Origin of the sequence: Kitasatospora sp. NPDC048239 (genome assembly GCF_043202015.1) — a bacterium.
In the GTDB taxonomy this organism is placed as follows: Bacteria; Actinomycetota; Actinomycetes; order Streptomycetales; family Streptomycetaceae; genus Kitasatospora.
On record NZ_JBICZP010000006.1, the window covers coordinates 346,155 to 360,283 of the forward strand.

The window sequence follows — 14,129 nt, forward strand, 5'->3', positions numbered from 1 at the left end:
CAGGTCTCGGGGATGCCGGAGCAGGTAGCCGTCGATGGTGCCGTGTGTGTTTGCGTACCACTGGATGCTGTGCTTGACGCGGGCGGGAACGGGGACGTCGCGGTAGTCGCCGGTCTTGCGGTGCTTGAGGGGGCGCGTAGGCCTAAGGTGCCCATCCGGCGGCTGCGGAAGGCGGGGTGGAGGTGGTGGACGGACGGGTATCCGCTGAGCCCTCCAGCTCGCGCGGGCGAGATGTCCGGCGAGTTCCGCTGCTATCCTCGTTTCGCCCAGTGACATGCCTGGGCGAGGCTCGCGGGGGTCCGGGGGAGCAATGAAGCCGCGTCTGGTGTTCGTGCATGGAATCGGCAAACCGCGGGACGCCGCCTCGGAGTTGGACGCGTGGCTGGATGCGCTGACCAGTGGTGCGCGGGCTGCCGGGCATCTCCGGCGCGCCGAAGCGCTACTGCGAGGCGACCAGGTGGACGTCCGATTCGCCTACTACACGGATCTGTTCACCGCGGATGGTGCCCAGCATGCGGCACCCCCGGAAGATGTGAACGGCGCCGAGGCGGAGTCAGTGGCCGAGCTGCTGCTGGACGCACTCGACACGCGGCTGGTCGACCCCCAGGGTGAGCACGAGGCGCGAGTACTGCGGCGGGCCAGGGCCCAACTGTCCCCCGAGGGAGAGCAGCAGGGGATCGGCGACGCATTCCGGCGGACGCTCAACGCGGCGAACACCGTGCTGGCACTGCCCGGCCTGCGCACGTTCGGCGGATGGGCGAGTGCCGGGATCATGGTCAGCTACCTCGGTCAGGTCAAGCGCTACCTGGCCCGTCAGGAGAGGGACGGGGCCGGGCTCAGCCTGGACCAGCGCATTCGCGGCCGAGTCGCTGCGGAGCTGAATCCCACGGGCCCCACCGTCGTCGTCGCCCACTCCCTGGGAACGGTGGTCACCTTCGAGGCGCTGCACGATCACTCCGGCACCGTGCCACTGCTGGTCACCCTGGGCTCGCCGATCGGGATGCGCACGGCGGTGCGTCACCGGATGCGTCCGCAACCGCTACAGGTCCCCGCGCCGGTGGCTCAGTGGCTGAACTTCTGGGATCGTGACGACCTCATCGCCGGGCACCCTCACCTGGAGAAGTCCATCACCGCGAACGGCACTTCGGTCAGCCCGGTGAGCCGTCGGGTCGACTCCGACGGGGTGTTGGTCCACGCGGCGCTCAAGTACCTCGCACAGCCCGGCGTGGCCGGGCCCATCCTCGAGGCTCTTGAGGCAGCCACGGCCGAATGACCGCCCTGTCGTCACCTCGCCACCTCCTGGTGATCGCACCGCAGTGCCCGGACATGGGGTTACTGACCGGGTTGGAGGAGAGGGCGGAGTCCCTGCACGCCACCCTGTTGGACCACCGGGTGGGCGGCTGCGTGCCCGTGCCCGGAGCAGCCTCGCTGCTGTACGGCCAGTCGGTGACGCAGGCGCAGATCGAGGAGGCGGTCCGCGGCGCGGCACGCCGCGCCGGCGCGGCCGGAGCCGAACTCGTGCTCGCCTTCATCGGTCACGGCATGACCCACGGCGGGATTCCCAAGCTGTTCATGATGGCGGGCGACTCGCACCGTGACGAGCCGACCACAGATGTGGACGTCGGCGAGCTCCTGACCCAGGCGTTGGACACCCAAGGGGTCCAGGGGGTGATCGCACTGGTGGACACCTGCCATGCCGGCGGTGCCATCCCGGACATCGCCGCCTTGGGCACGGGGATCCGCAGGGGCACGATCAACCTGGCGCTGCTGATGTCGGTCGGGGTCGACGAGGGGGCGCACGGCCTCGCGTTCACCCAAGGCCTGACGCAGGTGCTGCGCGCCGGCATCCCGGGGGCCGGCAGGTACCTGTCGGCGGAAGACGTCCGGGACGCCGTCAACCAGGCGATGAACACCAGTGCCCGGGTCGTGGAGGCAAACGGCGATCCGTTCGGGGGGCGGCTGTGGCTGGCTCACAACAACCGCTATGCGCAAGGCGGTGAGCGGCTACTGGGCCAGGTCGGCACGGAGGACCTGCAGAGAGCGCTGCTGCCGCTCGACGAGGGGCTGCTCCCAAAGCCGGTCTCCGGTTCGGCGGACCTGGCGGACCTTCGGAAGAAGCTCCAGGCTCTCGCACCAACCGAGGCGGCGGGCCCCGACGACATCGCCTATGCCCTGCGGGTCGTCGACGGCCTTGTCGACGCCTCGCGCGCTGCCGCTCTGCTCCGGTCCTGGCCCGGCGGGGCGCTGACGTCGGAGCGGTTGCGGCGCGCGGTGTCGGCGGTCGGCGGCACCGCGCTCTCCTGCCAGGGAGCCAGCGGCAGCGAGCTCTTACGCGACTGTGTCGAACTGCTCCGGCTCCGGGCTCCGCGGGTCGGGGACAGCCGCGTCGCACCGCTTGCCGCGTTCATCGCCACGCTTGCCGTCGAGGATGGGTTGAGGTCTGACGAACCGGCGCTTTCCCTCTGGGCCAAGGAAGCCGACGCCGTCATCGAGCTGAACGACGCCTTCGAGCACCTGGCCAGGCAGCAGGCCGGCTCCCGGCTGCGACTGGTGGTCAGCCTGCATGCGGCGGTTGCCGACGAGTGGCCGGAGACCCTGCTGGCCTGGCTGCTCGACGGCGGTCGGCTGGTGGAACACAAGGAATTCGACTGCTCCCCCACCCAGCGCGGGGTCGAACAGCAGCTCGCGGCCGTACTGAAGTGGGCCCATGGTCATGCCCGACAGGTCGGTGCCAGCCTCAGGCGTGTCGAGATCGCGGCCTCCTCGACCCTGCTGCTGCGCTGGCGACCGGAGGAGACGAACCTCGGAGTCCGGCTGGGAGCCCTCCACGATGTCGGGCTCCGGTGGAGCGACAGACTGTACCTGCCCGCTCATCTCTGGTGGATCAACGTCGCCGCTCGTGACCAGCTCGCCGCGATGACGGCCGAGCAGGGCAACGGCACCCCGGTGGACTGGCTCGGCCGGTCGGAGGCCGGGAACATCGAGGAGTTGACCAGACGAGTGCGGGACGGCGCCCATGCGCGGGCGCTGGCGCTCAGTCATCTACCGAACCGGATGGAGGAGTCCATGCCGCTGCTGCTCGCCCTGGCACCGATCGTGCTCTGGCCCGGGCATGAGGGCGAACTGGCCGCAGCAGCCCGTGAGAGCGTGGAACGCTACTGGAGCAGGCTCCCGAACGAGTTCAGCGCCGCCTATCGCAGCACCTGGAAGGAACGAGCCGGGCAGGAGTGCGCGGAGGGGCCTGCCGCGCTGGCGCGGATACGGTCCGTGTGGCATGACACCGACTGGCTGGACTTCTGCGACTGGTTCGACACCCGCCCAACCGATGGAGAGAACGCGCTATGACCTGGAGCCCCTTCTACGTCGGCGACGGGGAACCCCGGAGTGTGCACCTCGGAGACCCGCCGCCTTGGCGCAGCTTTCCCCGCCCGGCACTGCACCGCCAGTTCCGACCGCCGGCGGGCCTCATCGAGGCGGTCAATGCGGCGCTCGCACTGCGTCGTCCACTGCTCCTCACCGGTGCACCCGGCTCCGGCAAGTCCACGGTCATCGAGCAGGTGGCAGCCGAGTTGACGCTCGGCGACGTGCTGCGCTGGCACATCACCTCCCGCAGCACGCTTACGGAGGCGCTCTACCGCTACGACGCGCTCGGCCGGATCCACGCCCAGCGGCTCGAGGGCAGCACGGGTAGCGACGACATCGCCCCCTTCCTGCAGATGGGGCCGCTGGGGACGGCACTGCTGCCGGCCGGGCGACCTCGTGCCCTGCTGATCGACGAGATCGACAAGAGCGACCTCGACCTGCCGAGCGACCTGCTCGACGTGCTGGAACGGGGCGAGTTCGAGGTCCCCGAGCTGGCCAGGTACCGCGAGGAGGTCGTCCACGTCCGCGAGTGGGGTGGCGAGGCCCGCCATCCCGTGACAAAGGGCCGGGTCCGTTGCAGCGGGTTCCCGTTCATTGTGATGACGAGTAACGGCGAACGGGACTTCCCGGCCGCGTTCCTGCGCCGCTGCATCCGCTACACGATGCCGGAGCCGACGGCCGAGGCGCTGCACCAGATCGTGGCTGCGCACCTGGAGATCTCCGACGACCTGTCCGACTCCGTCGACACGGTCGTCACAGGCTTCGTGGAGCGGCTGGCGGCCGGCGAAAGCCTCGCCGTGGACCAACTGCTGAACGCCGTCCACCTGGTGACCAGCGCGAGCGCTCCGACCGACGAGGACGTTCAGGCCGTCCTGGACCTGGTCCTCAACGAGCTGTCCCGTGCCTGACCGGCCGGCCTCGGACGGGAGGGCCGCACGCCGGTACGACGGTCGACCACCGCCCCGACCGGGGACGGGGCCGGCCGTGACGCCACTGGAGCGGGTTGTCGCGGCGCTGCACGCGGCGGATCCGGAGCTGGACGCCACGGCCGTTGCGGAGTCGCTCTGGCTGGCTGCGCGGCTGGGCTCGGCAACACCGCCGCCGGTGGGCACCGGCTTCGGTGCGTCGGCCGACGCACCGGGCACCGAGGTTCCGGACACCCCGGAACACCGGCCAGCACCGCCGAGCGCCCCTCCAGCCGTGCCCGAGAGCGGCGCGCCCACGGTGACGCTCCACGAGCGGTTACCCGGGTCGGACTCGCTGGTCCGCGGTGATGTGAGCAGCATTCCGCGTGCGGGTGCGCTGCCGCGGGCGCTGGAGGTGAGCAGGGCGCTGCGTCCGTGGAAGCGGCTCTGGCGCGCCGGTCGGCGTAACGTCCTGGACGTCGGAGCGACGGTGGACGGCTATGCGCGAAGCGGTGAGCTGCTCCCGGTGTTCAGCGCGGCACCGGAGCGGTGGTTCGACCTCGTCCTGGTCGTGGACCGGTCACCCTCAATGCAGGTCTGGGGAGCGACCGTTGACGCCCTGACCGGGACGCTGGACCGCCTCGGAGCGTTCCGTACGCTCCAGGTGCGTGACCTGACCTTCGGCACCGACTCCACCATCCGACTACGCGACCCACAGGGCCGATCGAGCACCGCAGGACAGCTGCGCTCCCCGAACGGCCGCCGCCTGATGCTGACGGTCTCGGACTGCGCCGCCGACGCCTGGCGGGCGCCGGAGGTCTGGCGCCAACTGCGTGCCTGGGCCCGTACGACACCGGTCGCCCTGCTCAACCCGCTGCCGACCAAGCTGTGGCGCCGAGGCGGCCTCGATCTGCCGACGGTTCGGGTCGCTCCTGGCCCGCCGGGTGCGGACAGCTCCCAACTCTCCTTCCGTCTTCCGCTCCTGCTGCCGGAGGCCGACCGGGACGGCGCCGATGGCGGTTGGCTCCCCCTCCCCGTCGTCTCACTGTCACCGCACCAGCTTGATCGGTGGTCGCGAACGGTGGTGCTCGCGGCTCCCGAAGGCTGTGCCGCGGTCCTCGTCCCGCCCGGCGGCCGCATGCCGGGCCGGCCCGTCCAGGTGCGTCCTGCGGCATCCAGGGGGCCTGCGGAACGGGCAGAGGGCTTCCTGCGGACGGCGGCACCCGCGGCCGCTCGACTGGCCGTCCTGTGCTCGCAGTTCGACCGGCTGAGCCTGGGGCTGCTGCACACCATCCGCGAGGAACTCGTCCCTCGGGCCACCACGGCAGACCTCGCCGAGGTGCTGACGAGTGGCGTGTTCACCTGGGAGACGGATGTAGACGGCTCGGCGCAGGTGGTCGTGCCGCAGCAGGCGCAGGCCCGGCTGCGGCAGGACCTCACGGAGCACGAGGTGTGGCGCCTCAACCGTGTGCTGAGTCGCTCCGTCTCCTTGCAGAGCGGTGGCCGGGGACGGCTGCCGGCGGTGGCCCGGCACCGGAACGGACAACAGGAGGTACCGGCGGCCCCGGTGCCGTTCGGCCAGGCGCTGGAGCGGACACGGGAGTTGCTGGGGCTCACTGCAACGAGTAGCACCGGTACCGCGGATACGCCCGCCGACTCGGCACCCGGGGACCGCGCCGGCCTCGCCGGCTTCGCCGTGCAGCTGGCGCTGGCCATGCTGCCGCCGACCACCCGGTCGAGCTCGGACGAACTGGCGGCCGTTGTGGACCTGGTCGTGGCCGAGCTGGGGGTGTACGGCCGCCTGGACCGTACCGAGCTGCTACGGCAACTCGAGACCTTGGTGACCACCTATCAGGAGCCCGTCCCCGGGTCACCGGACATCACCACGCACATCCCCTGGGCGGATCGCCGCACGGAGGACCGCAGCCGGGGCTTCTGGGAGCGCTACCTGCGATACCTTCAAGAGAGCCGATCCGCGCGGACCGACTGGGTTCGATTCCTCGACGAGTCGACCGACGACGTACTGGGCCGACTTGAGGATCCGCGTCGGCCCGGCAGCTGGCGCCGTACGGGCCTGGTCGTGACCCATCCCGGGTCGGGCAGTACCAGTCACGGCATCGGCCTGGCCGCCAAGGCCATCGATGCGGGGTACCGCCTGATCGTGTTCCTGAGCGGTACCACCAACGTCCTTCGGAATCAGACCCAACAGCGGGTCGACGAAGGCCTGCTCGGTTTCGACACCAGCATCCGACGGTCGGTCCAGGACGGTGCGGCGGGATTTCGAATCGGCGCCGGTGCTTTGGCCCATGCCGAGCAGCCCAGCATTCTTTCCTTGACGAGCAGGACGATGGGAGGGGACTTCGTCGGGGCGGATGCGGCACGGCTCAACCCCTCCCTGGGCACCATCCCCATAGTCCTCGTCATCAAGAAGAACCGCCGGATCATCGACTCCCTGCGGGACTGGCTCACCCACCTGAGAGGTACGCCCGACCCGGTCACCGGGGAGCTCGTCGTCCGCGGCCTTCCCTTGCTTGTCATCGACGGTGGTGGCATGTCCTACGACTACCTGCCCAAACGGCGGGCGAACGTCCCATTGGTCGCCGAGAGCAGCGTCTACAAGCTGGTTTCGTCGTTCGCGAAGGCGGCGTTGGTGTCGTACCCGTCCACACCCTATGAGCCGGCGCTGTTCCACCGGTTCCCGGATACGTTCGCGTGCCGCTTCCCCACCTCGCCGCAGTCTCCGGATCTCGAAGCACAGCTACGCCTGTTCGCGTCACAGGGCGACGAACCAACTCGGACGGGCGCCGACCCGACTGCGGTCGTGCAACTTGTCACGGACCACGAGCGGTGGTTGCCGAGCCGGCACACCGTGAACTCCGTACCGGCGGCGGAACTTCCCCCCTCGCTAGTCGACGCGATCAACGCCTTCGTCCTTGTCTGTGCCGCTCGTCGGGTCCGGAACTGGCCTCGGTCGTGCAACTCGATGTCGATCTCCGTCAGCCGCTTCACCAGTGTCCAGGCGCTGGTGCGCGAGCAGGTGACGGCACGGCTGGAGTTCATCGCAACCGCTCTGCGTGACCACCGCACAAAAGGGGCGGCCCAGTTGACGGCGGACCTCAGAGCGATGTGGCTGTCCGTCTTCGCCCAGACGGAGACGTCATGGAGCGAGGTGGCGGAGCATCTGGCGGCCGAGGCCGCAAGAGTTCGTGTCGTGGCGCTGAACAGCGCCTCCGACGACTACCGGCTCGACTACCACCTTGGCGTCCTCAGCGTGGTAGTGGTCGGTGGCACGAAGCTCGGACAGGGCCCGGCACTCGAAGGCTTGGCCATCAGCTACAACCTCCTGCCGCACAACATGAGGAGGGCGCTGGCGTTCAGGGCCCTCCAAGGGGATCAAGAGCTCTGCCGTCACTACACCACCATGGACGCGGCGAGCAGTTACTCGAGTACGCGCTCGTCGGCCGATGCGCCCGTTCGCCAAGCCCGTCAGCCGACCGGCTCCGAACCGCCCGCGGTGAGAACCCCCCAGGACTTCGCCGGTTCCCGTGTCGACACCCTGCGGTTCAGCCTGTTGCCCGCGGTGCTGCAGAAGAACCTCCGCACACTGGAGGACTTCGTCAGGTCGCTCGACGAAGTCGGCCACCACACCGCCGAGCCCACCAACGGGAGCGTGATGTGGCGGGGTGTGCCGCACGAGCTGGTCCTCTCGCGCTTCTTCGACACCTATCTGCCCCGCGCCGAAGGCACCCTGGCGCCGGCTGAACGAGTCGCCGCCTACATCCGGCGACGCGTGCCCCAGGGCGAGCTCCTAGCCTGGAACGTCCAGCTCATCAGTAAGGCGGCGGCATCACACGAGCACGACGTCGCCGGCCATCGCATCGGCCCCGTGACACGCAGAGCTGTGGATCCCCCCGCAGCTGATGCCCCCTACACGGTACGCATCCTGATGAACCCGCGCGACGAGAGCCGGGACCTCGACCAGCAGCAGTACCTCGACGCACTGAGGATGACCCGGGAGAACGCGGAGTACCGCGGTGCTGTCCGTGTTCCCGAGGTACCTGCTGGACCAGCCGTCAGAGCGGTACGGCGCCCCGACCAACCACTGCTGACCATCTACCTGCTCGAATCGCCGATCCCCGAGGCCGATGCCCCGGGTACCCCGGTCGTGGGGTTCGCCGTGAGCTTCCCCTTCGGGGACGAGCCGGAGGCCGGCGGTTGATCGTCAGGGGTCCAGGCGTCGGGACCAACCGCGTGGCGGTTGTTGAGGACGGCAACGACGCCGCCCTGCGCGGAAATGCGGGACGGCGTGTCGGGTAGGTGGGCCACACCTACCCGACACGCCGCTCGGGGATGCCCGGACGGGTGCCGTCAGGCTCCGTCGAGGGTTTCCAGTAGTGCTGCCAGGAACTGCTTCGGCTGCTCCAGGTGGACGCTGTGGCCGGCGTCCTCGATGACGACCTCGCGGACCCGGCCGCCGGCGGCGGCGTAGTGGGCGAGGGCGGCGCGGGTCTGCGAGACCATCGGCTGTGCGGGGCAGGTGGCCTCGCCGGGCCAGCCCGGGACCGCGCCGAGGGCTCCCAGGTGGGCGAGGTCGAAGAGCGAGGTGTCGGAGACGATGACGTCGGCCGAGCCGCGGATCCACAGGATCGGCGGCTTCGGGTCGACCAGTTCCAGGTCGTCGATCCGGAAGTGGGTCGGCGCCATGGAGTTGAGGACGCCCCGAGCGCCGGGTGCGGAGCCCGGCCAGGTGTCGCTCGGGCGGGTGTCGCCGGGGTAGTGGTCGTCCCCGGTCCGGGTGGTCAGCATGGCGGCCACGTAGCGGTCCGGCTCGGCCAGCGGCTTGCTGACGTAGGCGCTGTCCAGCACCGAGCGCGGCGCGAACGGTGAGTCGGCGCCCGACTCGCCCTCGCGCAGCAGCCGGACGAATTCGGGGGCCGCGCCGCCTGCGCCGGAGCCCGCGCCGTCGGGCGAGTTGAGCCTCCCGTCCACCCCGTGGGTGCCGCCGAAGCCGTACGGGGAGACCGGGTTGACCAGGGTGAGCGAGCGGACCAGCTCCGGGTGGTCGCGCAGCAGTTGCAGCGCCACCCCGCCGCCCATGCTCCAGCCGACCAGGTGCACCGGGCCCAGGCCGAGCGCCTGGAGGTAGGAGAGCAGGTCCTCGCTGTGGTCGCGCAGGCCGCGGGTGGCGTCCACCGGCAGCGGCTCGGTGCCGCCGAAGCCGCGCAGGTCGGGTGCCAGCGGGCGGTAGCGGTCGGGCAGGCCGGTCATGGTCGGGTGCCAGAAGACGCCGGAGGAGACGTTGCCGTGCACCAGGACCACGGGCTCGCCCGTGCGGCCCTCGATCTCGGCGTGGTTCACGGTCAGCCGGTCGGTGGCTATCGGTCGATCGGTGATCATCGGACCTGTCCTCCTAGTTCAGCCAGCCGGCGACCTGCGCGCTCGCGGCGCTGTCCCAGCCGAGTTGCAGGTGGTTGGCGAGGGTGATCAGCGCGGTGCCGCCGACGGTGGCGATGCCGGTGGTGTCCAGCGCGCTGGCCACGAAGACCACGCCGTCGCTGGGGCCGCGGTTCTCGTTGAAGATGCCGACGATGCTCGGCGTGCCGCCCGCCAGGAGGTAGGTCGTCACCGAGGCGGGCACCCCGGCCTGGTGCAGCGGGGCGATCAGCGAGCCGGCGTTGATCGCGGGCTGGATGCCGCCGCCGTCGGTGTAGAAGCCCTGCCCGCCGTAGTACGTGGTGTACCAGTCCTGCTGGGACTGGTCGAGGCCGAACACCGAGTCCCAGCGGGCCAGCATCTGTCGCTGCCCGGGGTAGACGTCGTAGCCGCCCGAGGGGGTGAAGGAGAACTCCGGGTGTGCGGTGTAGGTGCCGTAGCAGGTCATCCGAAGGTGCGGCGAGGGGGCGTTGACCTGGCCGCCGCACTGCGGCCAGATGGAGAAGTCGTGCGCCCAGCCGTGGGCGAAGGGGTAGTCGTAGCCGCCGTTCGGGCCGCCGATGGTGATCAGCTTGCGGACGTCGCCCGCGTACGGGCGGCCCCAGGAGGGCTTGACCGAGGACACGTAGGAGCGTGCGGACATCTCGCCCTTGCTCCAGCCCGCCACGTCCACCTGGGGGACGCCGAGCTTGGCGCGGATCAGCGCGACGGCGTCGCCGACCGCCTGGGCCTGCATCAGGTTGTCGCCCTGCTTGTGCGCGAAGCCGATGGCGAAGACCCGGTAGCCCCGGCTGGAGAGGTACTGCATCAGGCCGGTGTTCGGGCAGGAGAGGGAGCCGCAGCCGTAGCCGCCGGACTCACCGGGGTTGGCCCAGGCCCGGTCGGGGTTGTCGTTGGCGCCGTGCACCAGCAGCACCGGGACCTGGTGCGCGCCGGTGTTCCAGCCCGGGGCCGAGTAGAGCAGGAAGCGGCCGGAGTAGGGCTGCTTGACGCCGCCGAAGAAGGTGAGCCGCTGGCCGTCCTGGTTCCCGCGGCCGTCCGGCGGGTACTGCTCCTGCTTGAAGCCGGTGGTGGTGTCGACGTACCGCTCGACGCGGTCCCAGCCGTTGGCGACGGTGGTGTAGGTCGCCTCCAGTGTCAGATTGGACGGCACCGCCGCCGAGGCCGGCCCCGACGGGACGACCGCGCCGATCAGCGCGAGCACGCTCGCGAGCAGCCAGCCGAAGCCCTTCCGCCTACCACGTCCGCTTCCCCACATGCCGCCTTCACTCCTCCACACCGAGGTATCAGTGCGTGACACCCTAGGGATGGCGCAGTGTCCTCCCTATGTCGGCGGCCCACACCCCGGGCGCCGCGGTATGGGCGTCGGCCACCTGGCCAGGCGCGGTCCCCGGCGAAGCCGCACCGGCACGCCGCGGGAAGCCGCACCGGCACGTCGCGGCACCCCCTCAGGCGGTGCCGCGACGTGCAGCGCGTTACTCGGCGGTCAGTCGCGGGGTGCGCGGGGGCGCCGTCCGCCGGGTGCCGGTGGCCTCGAAGGCCGCGGCGAGGGTGAGCAGGGCGTTGTCGCCGTAGGCGCGGCCGGCGAAGGTCAGGCCGACCGGCATGCCGATGTCGGCCATGGTGCCCATCGGCACGGTCACGGTCGGGATGCCGAGGTGGCGCGGCACGAGGTTGCCGTTGGCGACCCAGACGCCGTTGCGCCAGCCGAGGTCGGCGGACGGCTCGGAGACGTCCATGTCGGCCGGGCCCACGTCGGCGACGGCGGGGAAGACCACGGCGTCCAGGCCGAGTTCGTCCATCCACTCCTCCAGGTCGACCCTGCGGGTCTCCTCCAGCCCGCGCAGGCCCGCCTCGAGGTGCGGCATGTCGGTGAAGGACGGGTACGGCCGCTCGCGCACCAGGCGCGGGTAGTCGCCGATGGTGTCGTCGAAACCGGCGTAGCGGTCCGGGAGTTCACCCTGCTGCTTGGGCCAGATGCGGTCGGCGTCGACCTCGGCCAGGGTGCCGAGCTCCGGGTCGCCGTTGGCGCGCAGGAAGTCGTCCCAGGCCCAGGCGGAGAGGTCCTCGATCTCGACGGTGAGGAAGTCGCGGCCGACCAGCCCCCGGGTGAACAGGGACGGCGCGCCGGGGCGGTCGGACTCGTAGTTCGACACGACGGGGAAGTCGACCTCGACCACCTCGGCACCGGCCGCCTCCAGGTCGCGGCGCGCGGCCTCCCACAGGGCGATCACCGAGGCGCGGGTCTCGATCCGCTGACCGGTCTGGCCCCCGATGCCGCCCTCGGGGTTCGTCCCGGCCTCCGGGTCGGCGTTGATGTACATCCGCGGCACGCCGACGCGCTTGCCGGCGAGTGCGGCGCGCGCCGCCGGAGCGTCGGCGGGGGCGAGCGCCGGGTAGGAGGCGGGCCGCACCTGGGACGGCGCGGGCAGCTCCACCCACGGCTGGGCGCGCCACAGGTCGCCGCGGGTCTCCGGGTCGTCGGCCACCACGACGTCGAGCAGTTCGAGCAGGTCGGCCATGGTGCGGGTGTGCGGGACCACGACGTCCATGGTCGGGACGAGCGGCCAGTTGCCGCGCACCGAGATCACTCCGCGGCTGGGGGTGTAGGCGCACAGCGCGTTGTTGGACGCGGGGGCCCGGCCGGAGGACCAGGTCTCCTCGCCGAGGCCGAACGCGCCGAACGAGGCGGCCGTCGCGGTGCCGGAGCCGTTGGAGGATCCGGAGCCGTAGGCGCTGGTGAGCCAGTCGGCGCTGTACGGGCTCTCCGCGCGGCCGTACACGCCGCGCTGCATGCCGCCGTTCGCCATCGGCGGCATGTTGGTCAGGCCGATGAGGACGGCGCCGCCCGCGCGCAGCCGCTCGACGGCGAAGGCGTCGCGCTGGGCGACGAGGTGCTCGAAGGCGGGTGAGCCGGCGGCGGCCGTCAGGCCCTTGGCGAGGTAGCTGTCCTTCGCCGTGTAGGGGATGCCGTCCAGCGGGCCGAGGCTCTCGCCGCGCGCGCGGCGGGCGTCGGAGGCCTCCGCCTCGGCGCGGGCGTCCGGGTTCATCACGACCATCGCGTTGAGGGCGGTGGCGGTGCCGGGGCCGTCGTACGCGGCGATCCGCGCGAGGTAGGCGTCGAGCAGCCCGACCGCGGTGGTCTCGCCCTTCTCCAGCGCCGCGCGCAGGTCGGCGATACCGGTCTCCACAACATCGAATCCGCGTGTCATGCGGCTGTCTCCTGGGTGGTCGGGCAGGTGGTCGGGCAGCTGGTGCTGGAACGTTCCAGCAGGTGCACCTTAAACAGTGCTGGAACGTTCCAGCAAGAGACTGCGGGACCGGACCGGGAGATCGGCGCCGGGCTGCGTCTAGACTTCCGGGCTGTGACCAGCCGCTCCGTGACCCTGATCGACGTCGCCCGGGCGGCCGGGGTGTCCAAGAGCACCGCCTCCAACGCGCTGGGCGGCTCCGGCCGGGTGTCCGAGGCGACCCGCGAGCGCATCCAGGACGTGGCCCGGGAGCTCGGCTACCGGCCGAACACCGCGGCACGCAGCCTGCGCCGGTCCAGCACCGGCGCGATCGGGCTGCACCTTCCGCGCACCGCGACCCGCCTGGACTACTACATGAACCTGGCGTTCGGCGCGGTCGAGCGGGCCAGGGAGGACGGCCTGGACCTCGTCCTGCTGGCCCCCGGCACCGCCTCCGGCGGCGGACTCGCCTCCCGGGTGGACGGCCTGCTGGTGATCGACCCCGAGGTCGACGACCCGGAGATCCCGGACCTCCTGGACGCGGGCGTGCCGGTGGTCACCGGCGAGCGCTACCTCGGCGGGGGCGTCGCGCCGAGTGGCGCCGTGGTGTGCGACAACGCGGCCTCGCTGGCCGCGCTGCTGGACCACCTCGCCGAGCGCGGCGCCCGGCGCCCCGCCCTCCTGGCCCCCGGCCCGGGCTCCGACTGGGCCGGCGCGCTGCGGGAGGCCGCCGAGACCTGGAGCCGGACCCAGGGCGTGGAGGTGATCGTGCGGACGGTCCCGTTCGCCGCCACGCCGACCGAGGCCGAGGCCGCCACCGCGGAGCTGATCGCCGGCGTCCCGGGCCTGGACGCGGTGGTGTGCGCCCCCGACGGCGCGGTCTCCGGCGTCCTGGCGGGGGCCGCACGGGCGGGCCTGCGGACGGGGACCGACCTGCTGGTGGCCGCCTGCGTGGACGGTGCGGCGGCGCGCGGTTCGAGCCCGCAGGTCACCGCGGTCGACCTGCGGGCAGCGGAGTACGGGCGCGCGTGCGCGGCCCTGCTGAGCGACCTGCTGGCCGGGACGGCCGAACCGGGTGTCGTCCGCCGCCACGACTGGGCGCTGAACCTCCGGGCGTCCACCGCCGGTCGGCCCTGAAGCCGCTCCCCGGCGCCGGCCCGCAGGCGGGGCTTGAAAGCGGGGCCCGCAGGAGGGCGCT

Annotated in this window: 8 protein-coding genes; 5 read left to right on the forward strand and 3 right to left on the reverse strand. The window is 71.5% G+C overall.

Annotated elements, in window-relative coordinates; all coding sequences use genetic code 11:
* The first annotated feature begins 310 nt into the window (after positions 1–310).
* The 4 genes from ACGFZP_RS19160 to ACGFZP_RS19175 all read left to right on the forward strand — a co-directional run bounded on the left by ACGFZP_RS19160 (position 311) and on the right by ACGFZP_RS19175 (position 8,487).
* Positions 311–1,273, forward strand: coding sequence for an alpha/beta hydrolase (locus ACGFZP_RS19160; protein WP_392934153.1), 963 nt, complete (start codon positions 311–313; stop codon positions 1,271–1,273).
* On the forward strand, positions 1,270–3,345 hold the full coding sequence (locus ACGFZP_RS19165) for a hypothetical protein (protein ID WP_392934156.1): 2,076 nt from the start codon (positions 1,270–1,272) through the stop codon (positions 3,343–3,345). The genes ACGFZP_RS19160 and ACGFZP_RS19165 overlap by 4 nt, the downstream gene beginning before the upstream one ends.
* Positions 3,342–4,271, forward strand: a complete 930-nt coding sequence (locus tag ACGFZP_RS19170; RefSeq protein WP_392934158.1) for an AAA family ATPase — start codon at positions 3,342–3,344, stop codon at positions 4,269–4,271. Before ACGFZP_RS19165 ends, ACGFZP_RS19170 begins: the two co-directional genes overlap by 4 nt.
* Positions 4,272–4,347: 76 nt before the next feature.
* Positions 4,348–8,487 carry an SAV_2336 N-terminal domain-related protein gene (locus ACGFZP_RS19175; protein WP_392934161.1) on the forward strand — a complete coding sequence of 1,380 codons (4,140 nt, stop codon included), beginning with the start codon at positions 4,348–4,350 and terminating at the stop codon, positions 8,485–8,487.
* Between the two features lie 149 nt (positions 8,488–8,636).
* Here ACGFZP_RS19175 and ACGFZP_RS19180 read toward each other — a convergent pair whose 3' ends face one another.
* The 3 genes from ACGFZP_RS19180 to ACGFZP_RS19190 all read right to left on the reverse strand — a co-directional run bounded on the left by ACGFZP_RS19180 (position 8,637) and on the right by ACGFZP_RS19190 (position 12,913).
* Complete coding sequence (locus tag ACGFZP_RS19180) at positions 8,637–9,665, reverse strand: alpha/beta fold hydrolase (protein ID WP_392934164.1); 1,029 nt, start codon at positions 9,663–9,665, stop codon at positions 8,637–8,639.
* A gap of 13 nt (positions 9,666–9,678) precedes the next feature.
* Complete coding sequence (locus ACGFZP_RS19185) at positions 9,679–10,959, reverse strand: esterase/lipase family protein (RefSeq protein ID WP_392934167.1); 1,281 nt, start codon at positions 10,957–10,959, stop codon at positions 9,679–9,681.
* Positions 10,960–11,176: 217 nt separating this feature from the next.
* Positions 11,177–12,913 carry an amidase gene (locus tag ACGFZP_RS19190; protein ID WP_392934168.1) on the reverse strand — a complete coding sequence of 579 codons (1,737 nt, stop codon included), beginning with the start codon at positions 12,911–12,913 and terminating at the stop codon, positions 11,177–11,179.
* Positions 12,914–13,066: 153 nt separating this feature from the next.
* Between ACGFZP_RS19190 and ACGFZP_RS19195 the strand changes: the two genes are divergently transcribed.
* Positions 13,067–14,068 (forward strand): LacI family DNA-binding transcriptional regulator, encoded by a 1,002-nt coding sequence (locus ACGFZP_RS19195; protein WP_392934171.1) that lies wholly within the window; start codon positions 13,067–13,069, stop codon positions 14,066–14,068.
* The last annotated feature ends 61 nt before the right edge of the window (positions 14,069–14,129 follow it).